This window comes from Risungbinella massiliensis, assembly GCF_000942395.1.
Classification (GTDB): domain Bacteria; phylum Bacillota; class Bacilli; order Thermoactinomycetales; family Thermoactinomycetaceae; genus Risungbinella; species Risungbinella massiliensis.
The window spans coordinates 977,739-993,352 of the sequence record NZ_LN812103.1 but is presented as its reverse complement, the minus strand read 5'-3'; the positions used below and the strand labels follow the sequence as shown (position 1 = coordinate 993,352).

17 protein-coding genes and 2 pseudogenes are annotated in these 15,614 nt (G+C 38.6%); 6 read left to right on the top strand and 13 right to left on the bottom strand.

Annotated features, from left to right (window positions below):
• The first annotated feature begins 147 nt into the window (after positions 1-147).
• Positions 148-516 (top strand): hypothetical protein, encoded by a 369-nt coding sequence (locus tag VJ09_RS18630; RefSeq protein WP_147635534.1) that lies wholly within the window; start codon positions 148-150, stop codon positions 514-516.
• A 296-nt stretch (positions 517-812) separates the two neighbouring features.
• Positions 813-1,562 carry a ferritin-like domain-containing protein gene (locus VJ09_RS16160; RefSeq protein WP_044642636.1) on the top strand — a complete coding sequence of 250 codons (750 nt, stop codon included), beginning with the start codon at positions 813-815 and terminating at the stop codon, positions 1,560-1,562.
• A gap of 98 nt (positions 1,563-1,660) precedes the next feature.
• Here the strand turns inward: VJ09_RS16160 and VJ09_RS16155 are convergent, their stop codons facing one another.
• A complete protein-coding gene (locus VJ09_RS16155) occupies positions 1,661-2,464 on the bottom strand; it encodes a hypothetical protein (protein WP_044642635.1) in 804 nt (267 codons plus the stop codon).
• Between the two features lie 412 nt (positions 2,465-2,876).
• On the opposite strand from VJ09_RS16155, the gene VJ09_RS16150 reads away from it, so the two are divergent.
• The gene (locus VJ09_RS16150; protein WP_044642634.1) at positions 2,877-3,074 is read left to right on the top strand and encodes a hypothetical protein; all 198 of its coding nucleotides are present in this window, start codon (positions 2,877-2,879) and stop codon (positions 3,072-3,074) included.
• 274 nt (positions 3,075-3,348) lie between these two features.
• On the opposite strand, the gene VJ09_RS16145 is transcribed toward VJ09_RS16150, so the two are convergent.
• From VJ09_RS16145 to VJ09_RS16115, 7 genes are all read right to left on the bottom strand, one after another.
• Positions 3,349-4,365, bottom strand: a complete 1,017-nt coding sequence (locus VJ09_RS16145) for a sensor histidine kinase (RefSeq protein ID WP_052807460.1) — start codon at positions 4,363-4,365, stop codon at positions 3,349-3,351.
• Positions 4,362-5,051 carry a response regulator transcription factor gene (locus VJ09_RS16140; RefSeq protein ID WP_044642976.1) on the bottom strand — a complete coding sequence of 230 codons (690 nt, stop codon included), beginning with the start codon at positions 5,049-5,051 and terminating at the stop codon, positions 4,362-4,364. Before VJ09_RS16140 ends, VJ09_RS16145 begins: the two co-directional genes overlap by 4 nt.
• 94 nt (positions 5,052-5,145) lie before the next feature.
• Positions 5,146-7,917 (bottom strand): ABC transporter permease, encoded by a 2,772-nt coding sequence (locus VJ09_RS16135; RefSeq protein ID WP_044642633.1) that lies wholly within the window; start codon positions 7,915-7,917, stop codon positions 5,146-5,148.
• Positions 7,917-8,648, bottom strand: a complete 732-nt coding sequence (locus tag VJ09_RS16130; RefSeq protein ID WP_044642632.1) for an ABC transporter ATP-binding protein — start codon at positions 8,646-8,648, stop codon at positions 7,917-7,919. The genes VJ09_RS16135 and VJ09_RS16130 overlap by 1 nt, the downstream gene beginning before the upstream one ends.
• A 183-nt stretch (positions 8,649-8,831) precedes the next feature.
• Positions 8,832-9,401 (bottom strand): RNA 2'-phosphotransferase, encoded by a 570-nt coding sequence (locus tag VJ09_RS16125; protein WP_044642631.1) that lies wholly within the window; start codon positions 9,399-9,401, stop codon positions 8,832-8,834.
• 241 nt (positions 9,402-9,642) lie between these two features.
• Positions 9,643-10,248, bottom strand: coding sequence for a hypothetical protein (locus tag VJ09_RS16120; protein ID WP_044642630.1), 606 nt, complete (start codon positions 10,246-10,248; stop codon positions 9,643-9,645).
• Positions 10,249-10,424: 176 nt separating this feature from the next.
• On the bottom strand, positions 10,425-11,468 hold the full coding sequence (locus tag VJ09_RS16115; RefSeq protein ID WP_044642629.1) for a trypsin-like peptidase domain-containing protein: 1,044 nt from the start codon (positions 11,466-11,468) through the stop codon (positions 10,425-10,427).
• Positions 11,469-11,567: 99 nt separating this feature from the next.
• Here VJ09_RS16115 and VJ09_RS16110 point away from each other — a divergent pair, with 99 nt between their 5' ends.
• Together VJ09_RS16110 and VJ09_RS16105 are read left to right on the top strand one after the other, a co-directional pair.
• Positions 11,568-11,921, top strand: coding sequence for a hypothetical protein (locus VJ09_RS16110; RefSeq protein WP_044642628.1), 354 nt, complete (start codon positions 11,568-11,570; stop codon positions 11,919-11,921).
• A gap of 300 nt (positions 11,922-12,221) precedes the next feature.
• The gene (locus VJ09_RS16105) at positions 12,222-12,989 is read left to right on the top strand and encodes a YheC/YheD family protein (RefSeq protein WP_044642627.1); all 768 of its coding nucleotides are present in this window, start codon (positions 12,222-12,224) and stop codon (positions 12,987-12,989) included.
• Positions 12,990-13,110: 121 nt separating this feature from the next.
• On the opposite strand, the gene VJ09_RS16100 is transcribed toward VJ09_RS16105, so the two are convergent.
• Complete coding sequence (locus VJ09_RS16100) at positions 13,111-13,476, bottom strand: magnesium chelatase subunit ChlI family protein (protein ID WP_407690006.1); 366 nt, start codon at positions 13,474-13,476, stop codon at positions 13,111-13,113.
• Positions 13,465-13,590: pseudogene (locus VJ09_RS19010) on the bottom strand (ATP-binding protein); the annotation flags it as partial. The pseudogene VJ09_RS19010 and the gene VJ09_RS16100, both read right to left, overlap by 12 nt.
• 144 nt (positions 13,591-13,734) lie before the next feature.
• Here VJ09_RS19010 and VJ09_RS16095 point away from each other — a divergent pair.
• Complete coding sequence (locus VJ09_RS16095; protein WP_044642626.1) at positions 13,735-14,028, top strand: hypothetical protein; 294 nt, start codon at positions 13,735-13,737, stop codon at positions 14,026-14,028.
• A gap of 175 nt (positions 14,029-14,203) precedes the next feature.
• On the opposite strand, the gene ribD is transcribed toward VJ09_RS16095, so the two are convergent.
• The 3 genes and pseudogenes from ribD to VJ09_RS16080 all read right to left on the bottom strand — a co-directional run bounded on the left by ribD (position 14,204) and on the right by VJ09_RS16080 (position 15,392).
• The gene (gene ribD / locus VJ09_RS16090) at positions 14,204-14,659 is read right to left on the bottom strand and encodes a bifunctional diaminohydroxyphosphoribosylaminopyrimidine deaminase/5-amino-6-(5-phosphoribosylamino)uracil reductase RibD (RefSeq protein ID WP_147635533.1); all 456 of its coding nucleotides are present in this window, start codon (positions 14,657-14,659) and stop codon (positions 14,204-14,206) included.
• 10 nt (positions 14,660-14,669) lie between these two features.
• Positions 14,670-14,987 (bottom strand): annotated as a pseudogene (locus tag VJ09_RS16085) (UTRA domain-containing protein); the annotation flags it as partial.
• Between the two features lie 33 nt (positions 14,988-15,020).
• The gene (locus tag VJ09_RS16080; RefSeq protein WP_044642624.1) at positions 15,021-15,392 is read right to left on the bottom strand and encodes a GntR family transcriptional regulator; all 372 of its coding nucleotides are present in this window, start codon (positions 15,390-15,392) and stop codon (positions 15,021-15,023) included.
• Between the last annotated feature and the right edge of the window lie 222 nt (positions 15,393-15,614).

The following is a 15,614-nucleotide window of genomic DNA, read 5'->3' as shown; positions in this document are numbered from 1 at the left end:
CTGTGTTTTTACAAACAGGGGGAATTTTATTTGTTATTGTTTTTGTCACATAATCTGACTATTTAAAATGGAATATTTTTTTTCCTTATAATATAATAATCATACACTGACCGAGAGACACTGTCTCCCGAACGAAAGAAGCAGCACATGTCGAAGCTCAACATCCAGTCCAAGCTGCCCCAGAACCTTCAGAACAAGATCCAGCTCCTGGTGGACATGGTCCTCCAGTTGGTCGTCAGGGTCCAGGTCGAGGCTATGGCCCGACTCGGCGAGTTCGACGCCAAGCTCGAGACCAAGCTCAACGAGTTCAAGTTCCAGTACCAGATCAAGCGCAACAAGTTCCAGTACATGCTCCAGTTCAAGCTCAACGAGCTCAAGCAGAAGTTCCAGCGCCAGCCCAAGACCCAGCACGAGATCTCGTACACCACCCACTACCTGACCATCCAGACGGGCGACCAGACCCCGCAGATGGTCACGATCAAGCACATCATGATCCGCCACACCGAAGTCCGGTAAGCGCAACTTGCTAATCGTTGGTCTCTCCTTCGATTAGCAAAATTCCCCCTGAATTCATTCGAATACAGGGGGAATTCTATTTTATTCATGCGTTATTACTGATAATAATAACTGATATTTTTTTCGCCCCCTGATCCACATCAGCAAGTTCCTCTATATTTCATCTATGTCTTTATACACTTTTCAAATGCATACATAAATAACATAGTTCAGAATATACCATCGATTATTATTTCAAAGATTGATATACTTTTTTCATAATTGATTTGCAAAATCCAGCTTAGTGGGGTAATAGTATGGAATTTAACTTTAAGCATTGGGTACAAATCTTTGAGAAAAATCGTAGGATGTTCTGTCCCCCCAATTGGAATGATCATTACCAATTAACAAAAGAAGAATACCAAACGATATATAAATCCATTCAGCAATTTCAAAAAGGCGAAAGCTCTGATGGAAAAAAATTATTAGCAGCTGCTGAACGGCAGATACACCATTTAGAAGATCAAAGTTATGTAAAAGCTATCAAGCTTTTTATAAAAGAAGAACAAAATCATGCCCGATTATTAGGTAAATTTATGGTAAAACAAGACATACCCAAGCTCCAATCTCATTGGTTGGATAATTTCTTTCGTTCACTAAGAAAAACGTATGGTATTCAGTCTTATGTTACAGTCCTACTTACTGCAGAACTTATTGCGATAATTTACTACCAAGCATTGCGTAAAGCAACCAATTCTCCTATTTTGATTGCTATTTGTAATCAGATATTATCAGATGAAGAAAAACATATTCGTTTTCAGTCCATCACGTTACATAGATTATGGAGACATCGTTCCTCTTTTTCTATCTACTGTCGTAACTCAGTTCGAAAAATCCTAATGTATAGTACCATCTGGATCGTATGGAGAAACCATTATAAAGTGCTCAAAGCAGGTGGCTATTCTTTGACTCATTTTGCAAAATCCGTGCTAAAAGAATATCGGAAATCAAATAAAATTATTACGCTAGGAGATAGAATAGAATCAACCATGGTTTCGGTTCAGTAGAATGTTTACTATTTGTTATGTTACACAAAAAATAAAAGGACCCAAAAGTCCTTTTATTTTTAGCTTTCTAAGTGTCTCGTTGATCCGAAATAGTAGAATTACTCTTCATACAAATGGTCAATATTTAGCTGTGGAACTCGATTAGTAAGCATATTTTCGTATATTTCATCGATATGACCATTCTCTTTTAATTTCTCATATCCTTCTTGCTCTTCTGGGTTAACTCTTTTCCCATTCATGTAGTAATGGGCAACAAAGTCCCCGTCATACTCATTCACTTCTATTTTTAAATTAATATTAGGAATTAGTTCTAAAATATCTTTTTCCTTTTCTTCCATTTTCGCTATTTTTTCTTCTTTAGTTAAACTTTTATCATCTCGTAAATCGTAATAAACCGTTAAATACATTGCTGAGTTTTCATAAACACTTTGTAAAGACCACTCTTTAAACTTATAAATATCCTTATAGTTATCAAAAAATTTATCCGGATTTTGTTCATAAGCTAACTCTGAGGTAGTCTGGTGTTCAATCTGTGCATCTGAAAGATAGGTTGAAGGAAGGTCTGTAACTTTTTTGAATAGCTCTTTTATATAGACCTGATCTAGATGCCTTTCTAAACTTCTTGATATAGGATGTAGGTTATCTATTAATATTTTTTGTTCAGCCCCATTTTTATCTGTGTAAACAATTTCCCAAGTTTTGTACTTAATTTGAGGCATATAACTTTCTGCTATCTCTTCCCCAGAATGAACGACCTTCCACTCTCCAAGGGTGTAGTTGAGAAATTGTTTATATATCTTCGTATAATCTTCCTCATGTTTTTGGGCATAGCAACCCGTTAGCAAAAACATGATCAATATAGAAACGAACCCCTTAAATATGAAAGTTTGCTCTTTTCTCATAAAATACCTCCTACATTTTTTGACGCATTATATTAATTCTATTAGTATATTGCATAATGAGCCTAAAGCCAGAGGTTTTCTCCTTTTGAAATGCGACTATGAGCGGTAGGGAGCCGGAGCAGATCATAAGCGCGAAAACCGGCGGCGCACCTATGTTTAACTTTGATTTATGCAACTAATTCTATTATTAATTAATTCCCAATCAAAGATAACTATATAAATAATTAAATGCTTTTATTTAATTTATAAAAACGATCCTGACTACCTCTTAAAATCAGATAGTTTTTAATATAAACATTTTCCTATAACAAAGTTTTATTAAAGAGGAATATTATTAATTGATATACCCTTCCCATTTATCTGTATTTTTTGTATAATAAACATACTGTACCCGAGTAGTTAGGAGTCCGTAGTGGACTGGCTCGTCGACGTTCTGTCGTGGATCATCAACGCCATCGTGCTCATCCCGAGCACGGTCTTCAAGGCGTGGGAGCAGTCGATCGTGAGCGACCCGGAAGGGACCGCTCTCGTGTTGACCATGCTCACCCCCACGATGATCGTTGGTACGTGGTCCATCATCAAGTGGATTCGGGAACGGATTTCGCGTTGATGATGGGTCCATCATTTAGTGGATGAAGCGTAAGCTAAATCGCACTGAGTGATGGAAATCATGCATGCTAGGTAGATCTCGATCTATCCTAGCATGCATGATCTATTTTTAGGGATAAAATTAAGCCTTTGAAACGAACTTAGATTCGTTCCAAAGGCTTTCTGATAATAGAGCTTCATTGGAAGATAATTGATTTAGATGGTATCGATTACTTAATAAGCGAGTCATCTAGTAAAATCCATCGTGATGATCTAGTTCACTGAACCTATCCATATTATTCTGACAGCACTGGCACTTCGAATTTGAATTTGGTTCCTACGCCAATCTCGCTAGAGACGTCCATCTGTCCGCCATGCAACTCTATAAACTCCTTGGCAATAGCCAATCCTAGCCCTGTTCCACCAGACACACGATTTCGGCTTTTCTCCCCCCGATAAAATCGTTGAAAAAGATACGGTATCTTCTCAGGTGGAATTCCTTTTCCAGTATCTGAAACTTCTACTTGCATCTTTCCTGTAGGTAGCAACTGTACACTTACTATGACAGAGCCTCCCTCACTATACTGAACAGCATTGCCAAGCAAATTGATGAGTACCTGTTTCATTCGAGCAATATCCCAATAAACTTCTTGCTCTGTATCACACTCCAAGGTAATGGTGATCTCGTGGGATTCTGCTTCCCACTGAAACACTTCAATCACCTCTTTTAACAAGCTACTTATGGGGAACCAACTTTTCTCTAAACGAAGTCTATTCCCTTCAGCAAGGCTTAGAGCTTGAAGATCTTGAATAAGTTGAGTCATACGAAGCGTTTCATCATAAACAGGAAGAATAGACTGTTGGAATGCTAGAGGTATGTCCTCCTGTAGCAAGTTCTCCAGTTGCCCTCGAACAATAGCAAGAGGAGTTCGTAGTTCGTGTGAGACATCAGCTACCATCCTGTGATGATCTTCTTTTTCTCGCTGAAGTTGAGAACTAATCTCTTGCACCGTCTGATAGATCGACTGAAGCTCTATTGGCAATGTCCCCGAAATAAGATATTGGTCCGGATGGGTTATAAGGCTCTCTATCTTTTCTCTTAGATCTTCCAATCGTCTATGCTGCTTTTGGAAATAAATGATACATCCTAGTAGGATTGCAATTAGTAGGAGGAAGAACAAGAGAAAGAATCCACCTTGTAACCATAGATTCGGAGCAGTAGCAAATACCCAACCAAGACCAAAAGCAGAACTTAAAATAACAAATGTGAGCATCGATATTGTAAATATAGGATATGCTCTATTCTTATTCATACGCGATCTTCCCAAGTATATCCCACACCAAAAACAGTTCGTAATGATTGGAAATTAGGCTGGATCTCCTTGCATTTCTTCCGCAAGTTAAAAATATGGGTATCGATGGAACGCTCATATCCTAGATACTCAGCTCCTAATACACTTTCAACCAATTGAGCACGGCTCCAGACACGCCCTGGCTTCTGTACTAGGAGTGATAAAATTTTAAACTCAGTTTGAGTCAGATTTAGCTTATTACCAGCTAAAATCGCCTGATGCTGATCAACATAGAGAATAAGCTCTCCATAGACAACCGTAGCCGATCCTGGCTCTGTGCTAGGTTTAGTACGACGAAAGATTACCCTCATCCTCGTTACTAGTTCTCGATAAGAAAAAGGCTTCGTAATATAGTCATCTGCTCCTAACTCCAAACCAAGTAGTTTCTCTACCTCATCTCCACGTGCAGTAAGAAAAATAACCGGAACCTCACTAAACTTCCGCAACTTTTTTAATAGCTCGATCCCAGTCAGTTCTGGCATCATCCAATCCAATAATATTAGATCATAGTTCTCCTGTTCTATGCGTATTAAAGCTCGTATGGGGGAAGATTCGGGCACTACATTATATCCTTCACCTGTTAGATACTCCGCAATGGAATGCAGAAGGATCTGTTCATCTTCTACGATTAAAACTTTTTCTCTCATAAGGTTCCCTCCAAAAAAAAGAAGCAGGGGAGAATAAATTTTGCCATTATTCTCTCCCGCCATATTGTAACGAATAGATAGAAAAGAAAAAAGTTTACGATGCATATCTTGTTGCTTCAGCTGGAGTATACCTCATGGATGCTTTTGCAGGAAAACAGGAGCATATTATGGTAATAAAGTATGCTACTCCAAAATAGAGAACGAGCTTCGAAATTGGTAGTTCAATCGTAGTAGAACCAGGTTCCCCACTAAATACAGCCGTCAATAGGAGGTATCCAACATAAGCTCCTAGTGTAAGGCCTAATAGTATCCCCTGCATAGCTAGGACGGATCCTTCCATTATAACTCCAAGCCAAATGTGTTTTTTCTCCATCCCTACAGCACGAAGCATACCTAACTGCTGCCTACGCTCACGTATCACTCGATATAAAATCGTCATTAAACCGCAGATTCCGACAACTGTTGCCAATCCGCTAAATGCTTCTAATAATCCTAGAATGATTTGAGTAAAGGAAAGCCCAGCGACAAATGCGAGTTCTGGATTCTTTAATTGATAGATTCCCAGCGTATTTAACTTTTGTTGTAACTTTTCATATAAGACTCCTGTTTTTTTCTCATTCCCTGCTTCAAATAACCAATATGTTGTGATTCCTCTCGATCCTTTGCTTAATCGATCCACTTCCTCTTTTTGCAGAAAAATCCCAGAAGAGGTCCCATATCCATACATAGTTCCCTCATACTTGGCTAGTGCGATCACTTCTTTTTCCACTTCTATCCCACTAGGAAGCTTTAGTTTTAGGATATCCCCCACCTTAGGGTAGTTTCCATGCTCATCCACTACCATCATTTCCGATACGATAATCGCCTTCGGATTATGACCTAGCTCTTGCCAAGCTTGACGATCTGTGGTGAAACGAGTGGCTTTCGATTTGAGTGGTATCTGGACTATCTCCATAAATGCTTTTTCTACCCCATTGAGATTGGCTCCCATAAAATTCTCTAACTGCCACTGAGTCACTTGAGTTGTCGTTTTTAGATTCTCTACCTTTAATCTTGCTATCTCTTCTTTCGTTTCGGGCAGGACTTCTTCCCTTGTTTGTGCTAACAAATGATATCCACCCAAGGCATTTTTCCCACTCATTTCTTCTAACAATGGACTAAGAGTACCATTCACTACACTAGAAAGGCCTAGTAGAAACATCACCGAGGTAAAGAGAATGAGCAGATAAGCACTCCTCTTTTTTGCTTGCAAAGGGTAGCGGAAAAAGAGGCGAAGCGTCTGATACAATTTAGGACGTCCTCGGAAACAACGCTCGATCCATTGTAAAACAACTGGATAACCAACTAAGACGAATGCAATCGTAAGGACAATAACTCCCAATCCTACAATGAGATTTCCAAGTAACAGCATTACCTCTTGATCCTTCTCAGCCAGCCAAGTTTGGTAGTCGTTAGATTGACCTAGATAAGCTACTGTCATAGCAGCGATCCCTAGAAGAACGCTGATTAATATCCGGGCTTTCGAAATTTTCTCTACTTTGATCGATTCTACTTGGATTGGTTGAAGCAATGATATAATCTCTGTCTTCGTCACAGTATGAGAAACGCGAAGCATACAAAAATAGATGAAGAACAGTCCAATCCCAAACGGCAAAGAGCAAGACAACAGCGATAGATGAAACTCAAACTGAACATCTAAGAAGCTTTCATACTGAGAAATCATTGCAAAGGTGTCTTTTAGCATCGCTAAAACGGCATAAGAAAAACCAATTCCAAGTACTACGCCCAGCGTACTAGAGGTGATGGCATAGAGAATCCCTTCTTTTCGCAAAATACCTGCCACCTGACCCCGAGTAAATCCCATTGCTCGTAATACTCCTAATTCTTGTCTTCGTTCTTCCAAGATCATCCGAAAAATATTGCGTACTAGGAGTAAACCGACCAAGATCGCAGTCACACTGGAAACGAGGAAAAAAGGAGTAAATTTCTCAATACCTTCTAACTCTATTTTGGCAAATGCCTTGGTAAACTGTTCATTCCAAGGAGAATCTGGTGAATTACTAAGGCTTATCGAATCTAATCCTAATTCTGGGTTATTCGCAATTAATAGATGTGTATACCCTGAAGAAATGCCTGTTATTTTTCGAGCTAGTGTTTCACTGATAATCGCAGTGGAAGAACCTTTATCTACTCCACGAAACCCTGTTAGTCCTTTTTCCGGTAAGACGACTTCTATCATAAGCTCCACTGGTTCTTGATTTGGGACTTGGAGGAAAATTTTCTCACCTTTCTTCGTCTGTAACTGGTTGGCTAGTTTCTCAGAGACAATGACCTGTTGCTCACTTAGTGTTTCTGGTATCTCTTTTGTGCCTATAGGCTGAAAACGTTTTGCTTCTGAGGCAGAAAAAGATTGTAAATATACTTTAGGCTGTGTATTTTTCACTTTTCCATCTATTTGGGATTGTAAAGTTCCATATATAGCCACAGTGGGTAGAATTCCTTGGAATATCTCTGGTCGCTTCTGAATTACTCCTTTAATCTCATTGATCTCTCTCGTCTGAAATGGATATTGAAATCCACTTGTCGGCTTCACTCCATCAATGACGATGGTGATCTGACCATATTTTTGCTCCAGGAAGTGATCAATACTTGTCTGGATGGAACTTTGAAATAAGAGAGCAGCAGTAATAAGTGCAGTACCGATAGTGGAGGCAACGATGGTAAAAACGGAAGTTGTTCGATGCAATTTCAGGTTACGAATAGCCATATTCCATTCATATCGATGGCGAACGTATGAGGTAAGAAGTGTTAGCACTATTACGGCTAATAGACCCAAGACTGCTACATTTACTAGACTTGTATTCATTATTTATTTCCTCCACCAACCATAGATCGATTCTGTTTTTCTTGCGGAATTCGTTCTTGGACGATGCGACCACTATCTAAATAAATGATGCGATCTGCTCGTTCTGCTACTTTGGGATCATGTGTCACAATAAAAAAAGTGGTCTTCTCTGTTCGATGGAGATGATCAAATAAATCCAAGATCATCTCACCCGTCTCCCGATCCAAAGCTCCCGTAGGTTCATCTGCCCAAACCATCTTTGGTTTGTGTACAAGTGCTCTCGCCAATGCAACACGTTGGACTTGACCGCCCGATAATTGACTAGGATAATGATTTCTCCGTTCTAACAAGCCCACTTTTGTTAGTGCATTTGTGGCAAGCTCTCTTGCTTTCTTATAGGATACTTTTTGGCTAAGTAAAGGCAGTTCTACATTTTCAATCGCAGTTAAGACAGGGATTAGATTATATGATTGAAAGACAAATCCCATCTGTTCCGCCCTGAGTCTATCACGTTCTTTCTCTTTTAGCTGACCTACTTCCACACCTTCGATGAGAATCGATCCAGATGTAATCAAGTCTAAACCAGATAAACTATTCAGTAGCGTTGTCTTTCCACAACCCGATGGACCCATGATCGCAATCATTTCGCCGCTATCTACTTCCAAATCCACTTCTTTGAGAGCTTCTACTCGATTTTCTCCACTGCCAAACGATTTGGTGATGGATTTTGCTACCAATAATTTATTTTGCATTTTGCTCACCTCATAGTGTTGTTGTTATGAGCTTAGTCTAACGAGAGGGCTTCAGGATCCTATCGAGAAGTTGTCAATATCTTGTTAAGTTGAATACGAAAATACAAAGAAAACCTCCTATCTTCTCATAAGATACGGAAGTTCCCTAAAATAAACAAAATTGACTTAATTCTCTTATATACCTCATCTATCACTATGAGTCCCTTTTCTGTCTTCTTGAACCAAATACACCGATGGAACATGATCCGTCAACCAGACTCCATTATCCGAAACATAGAACAGATAACCATTATCCATCATATCTTTTGCCAATACTTTGAGAACAACTGGATCACCATGTCGACGACCTACCTGAATGGCAGTTACAACATCATGTGACAGATGTACATGTTGCCGTCTTCCTTTCACTAGTCCCCGATTTTGAATAGAAGATAAGAAGTGCATTGCTGTTCCATGGTACAAATACTCTGGGGGTGCTGTTGGTTTTAAAAGCAAATCAACCGAAACAGAGTGACCTTGACTAGCTCGGATCTTGGTTCGATCCTCATTGAATGCAAACCTTTTTTTATCATTCGTTTCTACAATACGCTCTAAACATTCTGGACTAATGATAACACCCTTTTTAGCACAAGCACTCAAAAGCTTCCTTACATCTATCCAACCATTTTGATCTAATGTTAATCCTACACTCTCTGGTAGATGGCGCAAAACCATACTTAAGAACTTACTTCGCTTGATATCTTTTTTATCCATGTGTAACTCCTTCGTTTCGTTCAATATATTCATTGAAAAAAACGTATATAATTTCAATGATTTCACTTTGTTTCCTCATTTTTTCTTGTCACTACTTCATGAGTAAACTGCAATAAGTAGATTCATTTTACACTATCGAAAGAACCTTCATCGAAATTCCACTTGAATTTACTAAAAAATAAAACCACTTATGTCGAAGTGGAACAGGGCTACCCTTCATTCGATACAAGTGGTTTTGTTCTTACAGTTTATCATCTATTCTTATTTTCCATTCTGCATCAATCAGTCGAAAATAATCAGTTGAAAGTAGTTCCCCAGACTCTAGAATTTGAATCGCAACCACATTTTTTAATTGCAAGATGGTTTGCTCAAACTGATATTCTAGCTCTTCTTCCCAGCTACTCTTTCGCTTATATATATCATCTTTTCGGTCTATCCAACATACAACAGCTCGATTTTGCTTTTGAATATCTTCTGCCAAAAACTGGGTAAACCGACGACTAAATGCTTCCGCTGACTCCCGATCTAAATCATCTTGATCGTGTTGCTCCTCTTCCTCTGTCACTAGATCATAAAAAGCAGACCCTAAATAAGAAGCAGCTTTTTGAGCAATTGCTAATTTTTCTATGCTGTTGCCATACAAGATGATTCCCGTAAAAGTATCCCTTTGTTTTACCTGCTCCAGAACTTGAATAAGTTGTTGAGTCACATCTTTCTTTCCTTGAATGGATACAAATGCATTCGGATCAGTTGAATAAAGATAACGAGATTCATCCACTAGCTCCTTAGCAGCTTGTTCTATTTCTTTTAGCGAATATGGAACAGGTTGTATTTTTTTGTCACTCATCATAATCCTCCTTTTTATTCTCATTGACTTTGGTTAATCTTGGTTAGGATCAACTGAAATACAGCTTATCATTCCATCGTAACCCATAATTATCTGAAATTCAGTATAGGTTGTACAAAAAAATAAGTACCTTACCAATATTGGTAGGCACTTTATTGTCTATATCAAATACTGTATTAATCTCCATTTTTCCAGCTTTGGAGGGTAGATAAGGTAGCTCCGGTAAAACGGGGACCATAGTCAACTCCTGGTGAACCATAACTGATTAAACTTGCGGCAGACATATTATTAATAGAGTTAAAGACAGGACCTCCGCTCATCCCTCCAGTAGAATACGTATTATTTCGAAAATATGTACTGTATGTAGCCGTTATGTTACCTAATGATCTCCACATAGAGTATGGATAACTTATTTGTTTATCTGCTGGATAACCTGAGGCATTTACAGCTGTCCCTGTTCCCGCTGTACTAAAGAAATGAAACCAATTGGATACTTTGTTATTCGTAACGGTAATGGTAGCAAAGTCATATTGTGAGTCTGACACAGAGTCCAGTTGGTCTTTATTTGGTGGAGTTAAATTTGCATAGTTATTCACAATTTTAAAAGCTCCTGATACACTTAATCCACCTGGCTCTAAACCACCATTTTTGCCGGGATAGATATAAGCAATTTGATGCCATTGATTCGAATATGTATTGTATACACAGTGAGCTGCAGTCACGACCGTATTGTGGTCAACGAAAAATCCACTACAACGATACCAATCTCCATCTGCATGTTGAACTTCTATGTAAGTTATCACATTATAAGGATGAACAGTGGTAGTTGTAATACGTTGACGGTTATCCGTAGCAAATGGAGTCAGTAAATCTAGTACTGAATTCTTCTTTTTGTATTTATTTATGTTCTTATTTATTTCTTTCTCCACATCTAGCGGAAGTATCTCTCCACCACTACTCATTGTTGTATACGAGGAAGACGTTTCAGCTTGGGTAAGAGAGAACCGGTCCTGATTTTTATCTACTTTCACTCGATTCACTTTTTCTTGTAAAGGAACAGGTAACTGAATGGATGGACCATTAATCTTTTGAATAGGGAACCTCAAATCTTGAGAATTAGGAAGACTTTCATTGGATTTCGCTTGTGCAGTTACCGAGATTAGCCATGTTGAAACTACAAGATTGGTAACTAAACCTACCGAAAGAAACCATTTTTTCAAGCACTTTTCCTCCTGTCATATTCAATTTTTAGTACAATATTAATATATTATATAATTAGGAATATTAAAATAATATTTAGTAAAAGGAGGATTTTCTTTTTGAACAAGCTGATATACTTATTGTTTCTTTGTTCACTTCTTGTTGGCTGTTCCTCTCCAGTTAAGAATCCTCAATCAGAATCGGAACTCCCTCACTTAAAACCGGTTGACATCGTAATCAAATTGACTGATGAAAACCACCATCCACTCCCCAATCATACCTTTACCTTTACACCAAAACATGGTCCTTCCACGAAAATCGCAAATATCACTTCGCAAGATGGAACATTTCGCCTAACATTGACTCCAGGTACATATCTACTTGTGTCCCCATTTAAAAATAGGACCGTGTCCAAAGAGATCCAGGTTTTAGAAGATAGCCAAACAATTATGGTTTCGTTAGGGGAGAAATAGGTGTACTTCTCCTTATATGATCCTAAAAGAAACACAGTATCAGATCAAGGTCATAGAAAATTCTTGAATCCAAATCACCCTCAAATATGATCTCTAATAAAAGTTAGGATCAATTGGTTGAATATCCAAGCAAATACGTCGCCCTAGCGTAAGATAGCAAAAAATTTAGCAAAAGGGAGGATTGAATAGTATACCCTTTGTATCAATTTCTAAATATGCTCGTTTGGCTCTAAAAGTGCTTTGAAATTTGCTTTAACATCGAAGTTGGGCAATTTGCTGAAAAGACTGGGAGGTATCTCCGTGGGAAGTGTAATGAGTAAGCTAAGTAATGACGCTCTGTTACAAAAAGACAAAAAGATCGCGTTATCTCTTCCTAGAACCCTTCCTTATTCCATACAAAACTTACGTCTCATGCTCTTACACTATTCAAATATCTATCTAAAACCCGATAATTCCTGTCAAGGTAAGGGTGCTATGCGCATCGACAAACATCCAGACGATCATTATCTCCTCCGCTCACGTGATACCAAAAAAATATATATCTTTAAGAAACTAGCACCATTACACCAGCATATACAACGAATAAAAATGAAACGACCATACCTTCTGCAACAAGGCATCGTCAGCCAAACCCCATCGGGCAATATGGTAGATATTCGGGTTCATCTATTCCGACTAAATCATGTATGGAAACAGGTAGCAATGGCAGCACGTGTTGCGCCAACTCAAAACGTTGTCACGAATCGGAGTAGTGGTGGTGAACCCATTGATCTTGATGAACTATTGACATCACATTTAGGTTATACAACAACTGAAGTAGAACAAAAAAAAGAAGAGTTATCCTACTTAGCTACCCGTGCTGTACAAAGAATTAGCGCCAAACATCCCTCTTACTCTGAATTCGGGGTTGATATCGGAATTGACCTAAACGGTGATTTATGGATTTATGAGGTAAACATTAGACCTAGCCTCCGTATGTTTAGACAAATAGACTATAAATTATATCAGCATCTACTGAGGCTTCGAAAACAAGTACAGGCTAAAGAATCTCAAGTATTATATCAATAATTGAGCATAATTGAATTAGTGAAAGAAGAAGCGACAATAGTTGTTTGCTATGAGCAGTTTCTATAAAACTTCGTAGTATATGCTTTATTTACTCAATACGTATCCTATTTCCGTTTTTTTCTCACTCCCAAAACTTCCGATCGAGCGTCCGATATTGGATCGCCTCTGCTATGTGCTCCATTTGTATTTGTTCCTTCTCTTCTAAATCCGCAATTGTCCTTGCTACTTTTAAAATTCGATCATGGGCTCTAGCAGATAATCCGAGGACATCAAAAGATTGACGAAGAATATCGCGAGAGTGGGAATCTAGTTTGCAGTGTTCCCTCAAATCCGTAGGGGACATAGAACTGTTGCAAATGGTGTTCATCTGACTCGAGGCATATCTTTGGGCTTGAATAGCACGAGCACGGTTTACTCTTGCTCGAATCACTTCAGAAGTAATAGATTCTTCTTCGATTGATAGTGTCTCAAAATTTACGCGGGGCACCTCAACTTGAATATCAATGCGATCCAGCAATGGTCCTGAGATTTTAGAGCGGTAACGTTGCACCTGATGAGCTGTACAAGTGCAAGAGCGATCTTCCTCATAGCCATAAAAGCCACACGGACAAGCTTGTGTAAAATTACTATGGTTATAACAAACATCAGCCTCTCCCCTCCCCTACCGCTAAAGTCTATTTTCATAGATTAAGAGAGTCAGACAATCGAGAGGGAGGGAGAGACACAGAGAAAAAGGGAGAGAAAAATGTATTTAGAAAAAGTGGTCAACACGGAGAGACAAAGTTATGTAGCTGTTGTTCGGATGGATAGAGGAGATGATTTCTACGATCTCGAAATCTATGAAAAAAGTGTCACCGTTACTATTTTTGGTATAAAGCGAAAAAGAGATCCGATCGTTAAACGTCGGTTTGATTTGAAGATTCCTCCAACGGAATCCATCATACAAATGATCCAGAAGTGGGAGATCGCCGATCAGTTCCACTCTGACCTAGTTAACTGGGATGGTCGCGTGAAGAAAGAAATGATTCTAGTTGCTTAAGAACCACCTGCTTCTGAAAATAATAATAGATGTGAAGAGATTCCCATTACTATATGGAATCAAAAGAAGGAAAAACAAGAGGATAATACTTTTTCTAACTATAGGCTGTAAAATTAATTCTAATAAATAATAAACTCCCAGCGTTTCAGATTCATAAATACTGGGAGTTTATTATTTAGGTAGATCGCTTAGTCTCTTTCGCAACTCGTTCAAGAAAGTCTTTTAAATCTTCTCGAATCAATTCTTCACAGAAACCAATACTCATTTCGATCCCATGTTCCCGCAGATGATCGATCCCTTTCCCGTTAACTTCATAATAAGGATCTACTATACCAACAACAACACGAGCAACTCCCGCATCAGTAAGTGCAACACAACAAGGGCCTGTTCTACCCCAATGAGCACATGGTTCCAACGTACAGTATACTGTCGCTCCCCTTGCCTTCTCGCCTGCATCTGTAAGAGCATTTACTTCTGCATGAGGTCCACCAAGATGAGAAGTATGTCCACGACCTACAATTTCTCCATCCTTCACAATAACTGCTCCTACAGGTGGATTCGTTCCAGTTTTCCCCTGCGCCTTCCTGCCTTCTATAACCGCTTCCATCATGAAATCAAAATCTCTCATCATTTGTAGCCTCCTAAAAGTCAAATTGATATGCGAACTCATATAAGTCAGCACGATAGACTAATGGGCAGATTTCTACCAATTGTTTATTGGCATCAAACGTTTTTCGGATGATACGTACCACAGGCGTATTTGAGTTCTTTGGAAGACGCAATTCTTTTCGTTCTTCACTTGTAGCAAAATCGCAGGTTACGATTTCTTCACAGGAAGTAGGTTTAAATCCTAAATACTCCAATGATCCATAGAGTGACCCACCTGCTTGTTTCATCAATTTGTGGAGCTTCTTAATCGGAACAGTATTTGGAATATATGCTTTCGATACTGCCACTAATTCTTGATTGAGAAATTGCTCCGTATGATAAAACTAAACTGGTGCCGAGAGATCTTGTTGTAAGGATTCGGGTAGCTCTTCCTTCTTCTGGAGGATTTGTAGAGCTAAGATATTCTTACTCGAAACATTCCCAAACTCAGAACTAAATCCACCTTTTCGGTAATTACGAGCACGTGTCGGTGCTTTTCGGACAATTCGTGGAGCTTTCCTACCTTGAGATAAAACAAGCCCATCATTTATGAGTGCATTGATAGCCGATTGAATGGTAGTCGAATGGACATCATATTTTTGCATAAACTCTGCATTTGTAGGAAACTCAGAACCAGGTTGGAACACACCAGTAATAATTTGGTCTCGGAGTTCTAAATAAATCTGTTCCCATCTTGTTTTTGGTTTCTCGTCCATTTCCTTATACTCCTTTGTTAAGTTACAACTACTCTTTAATCTAAACTTATAAGATCAAATCCATTATATTATACATTCAGAAAATATTGTATGTTTGGTATTGTGCTTCCTATAATCTAAATTTATAATCGTAAGTGAAGGTAAATTTAAAATAGTCAAAATACATAACAAGACTTTATTCCTTAGTAAATACCATACTCTTCCTCTACACAAGGATATGTA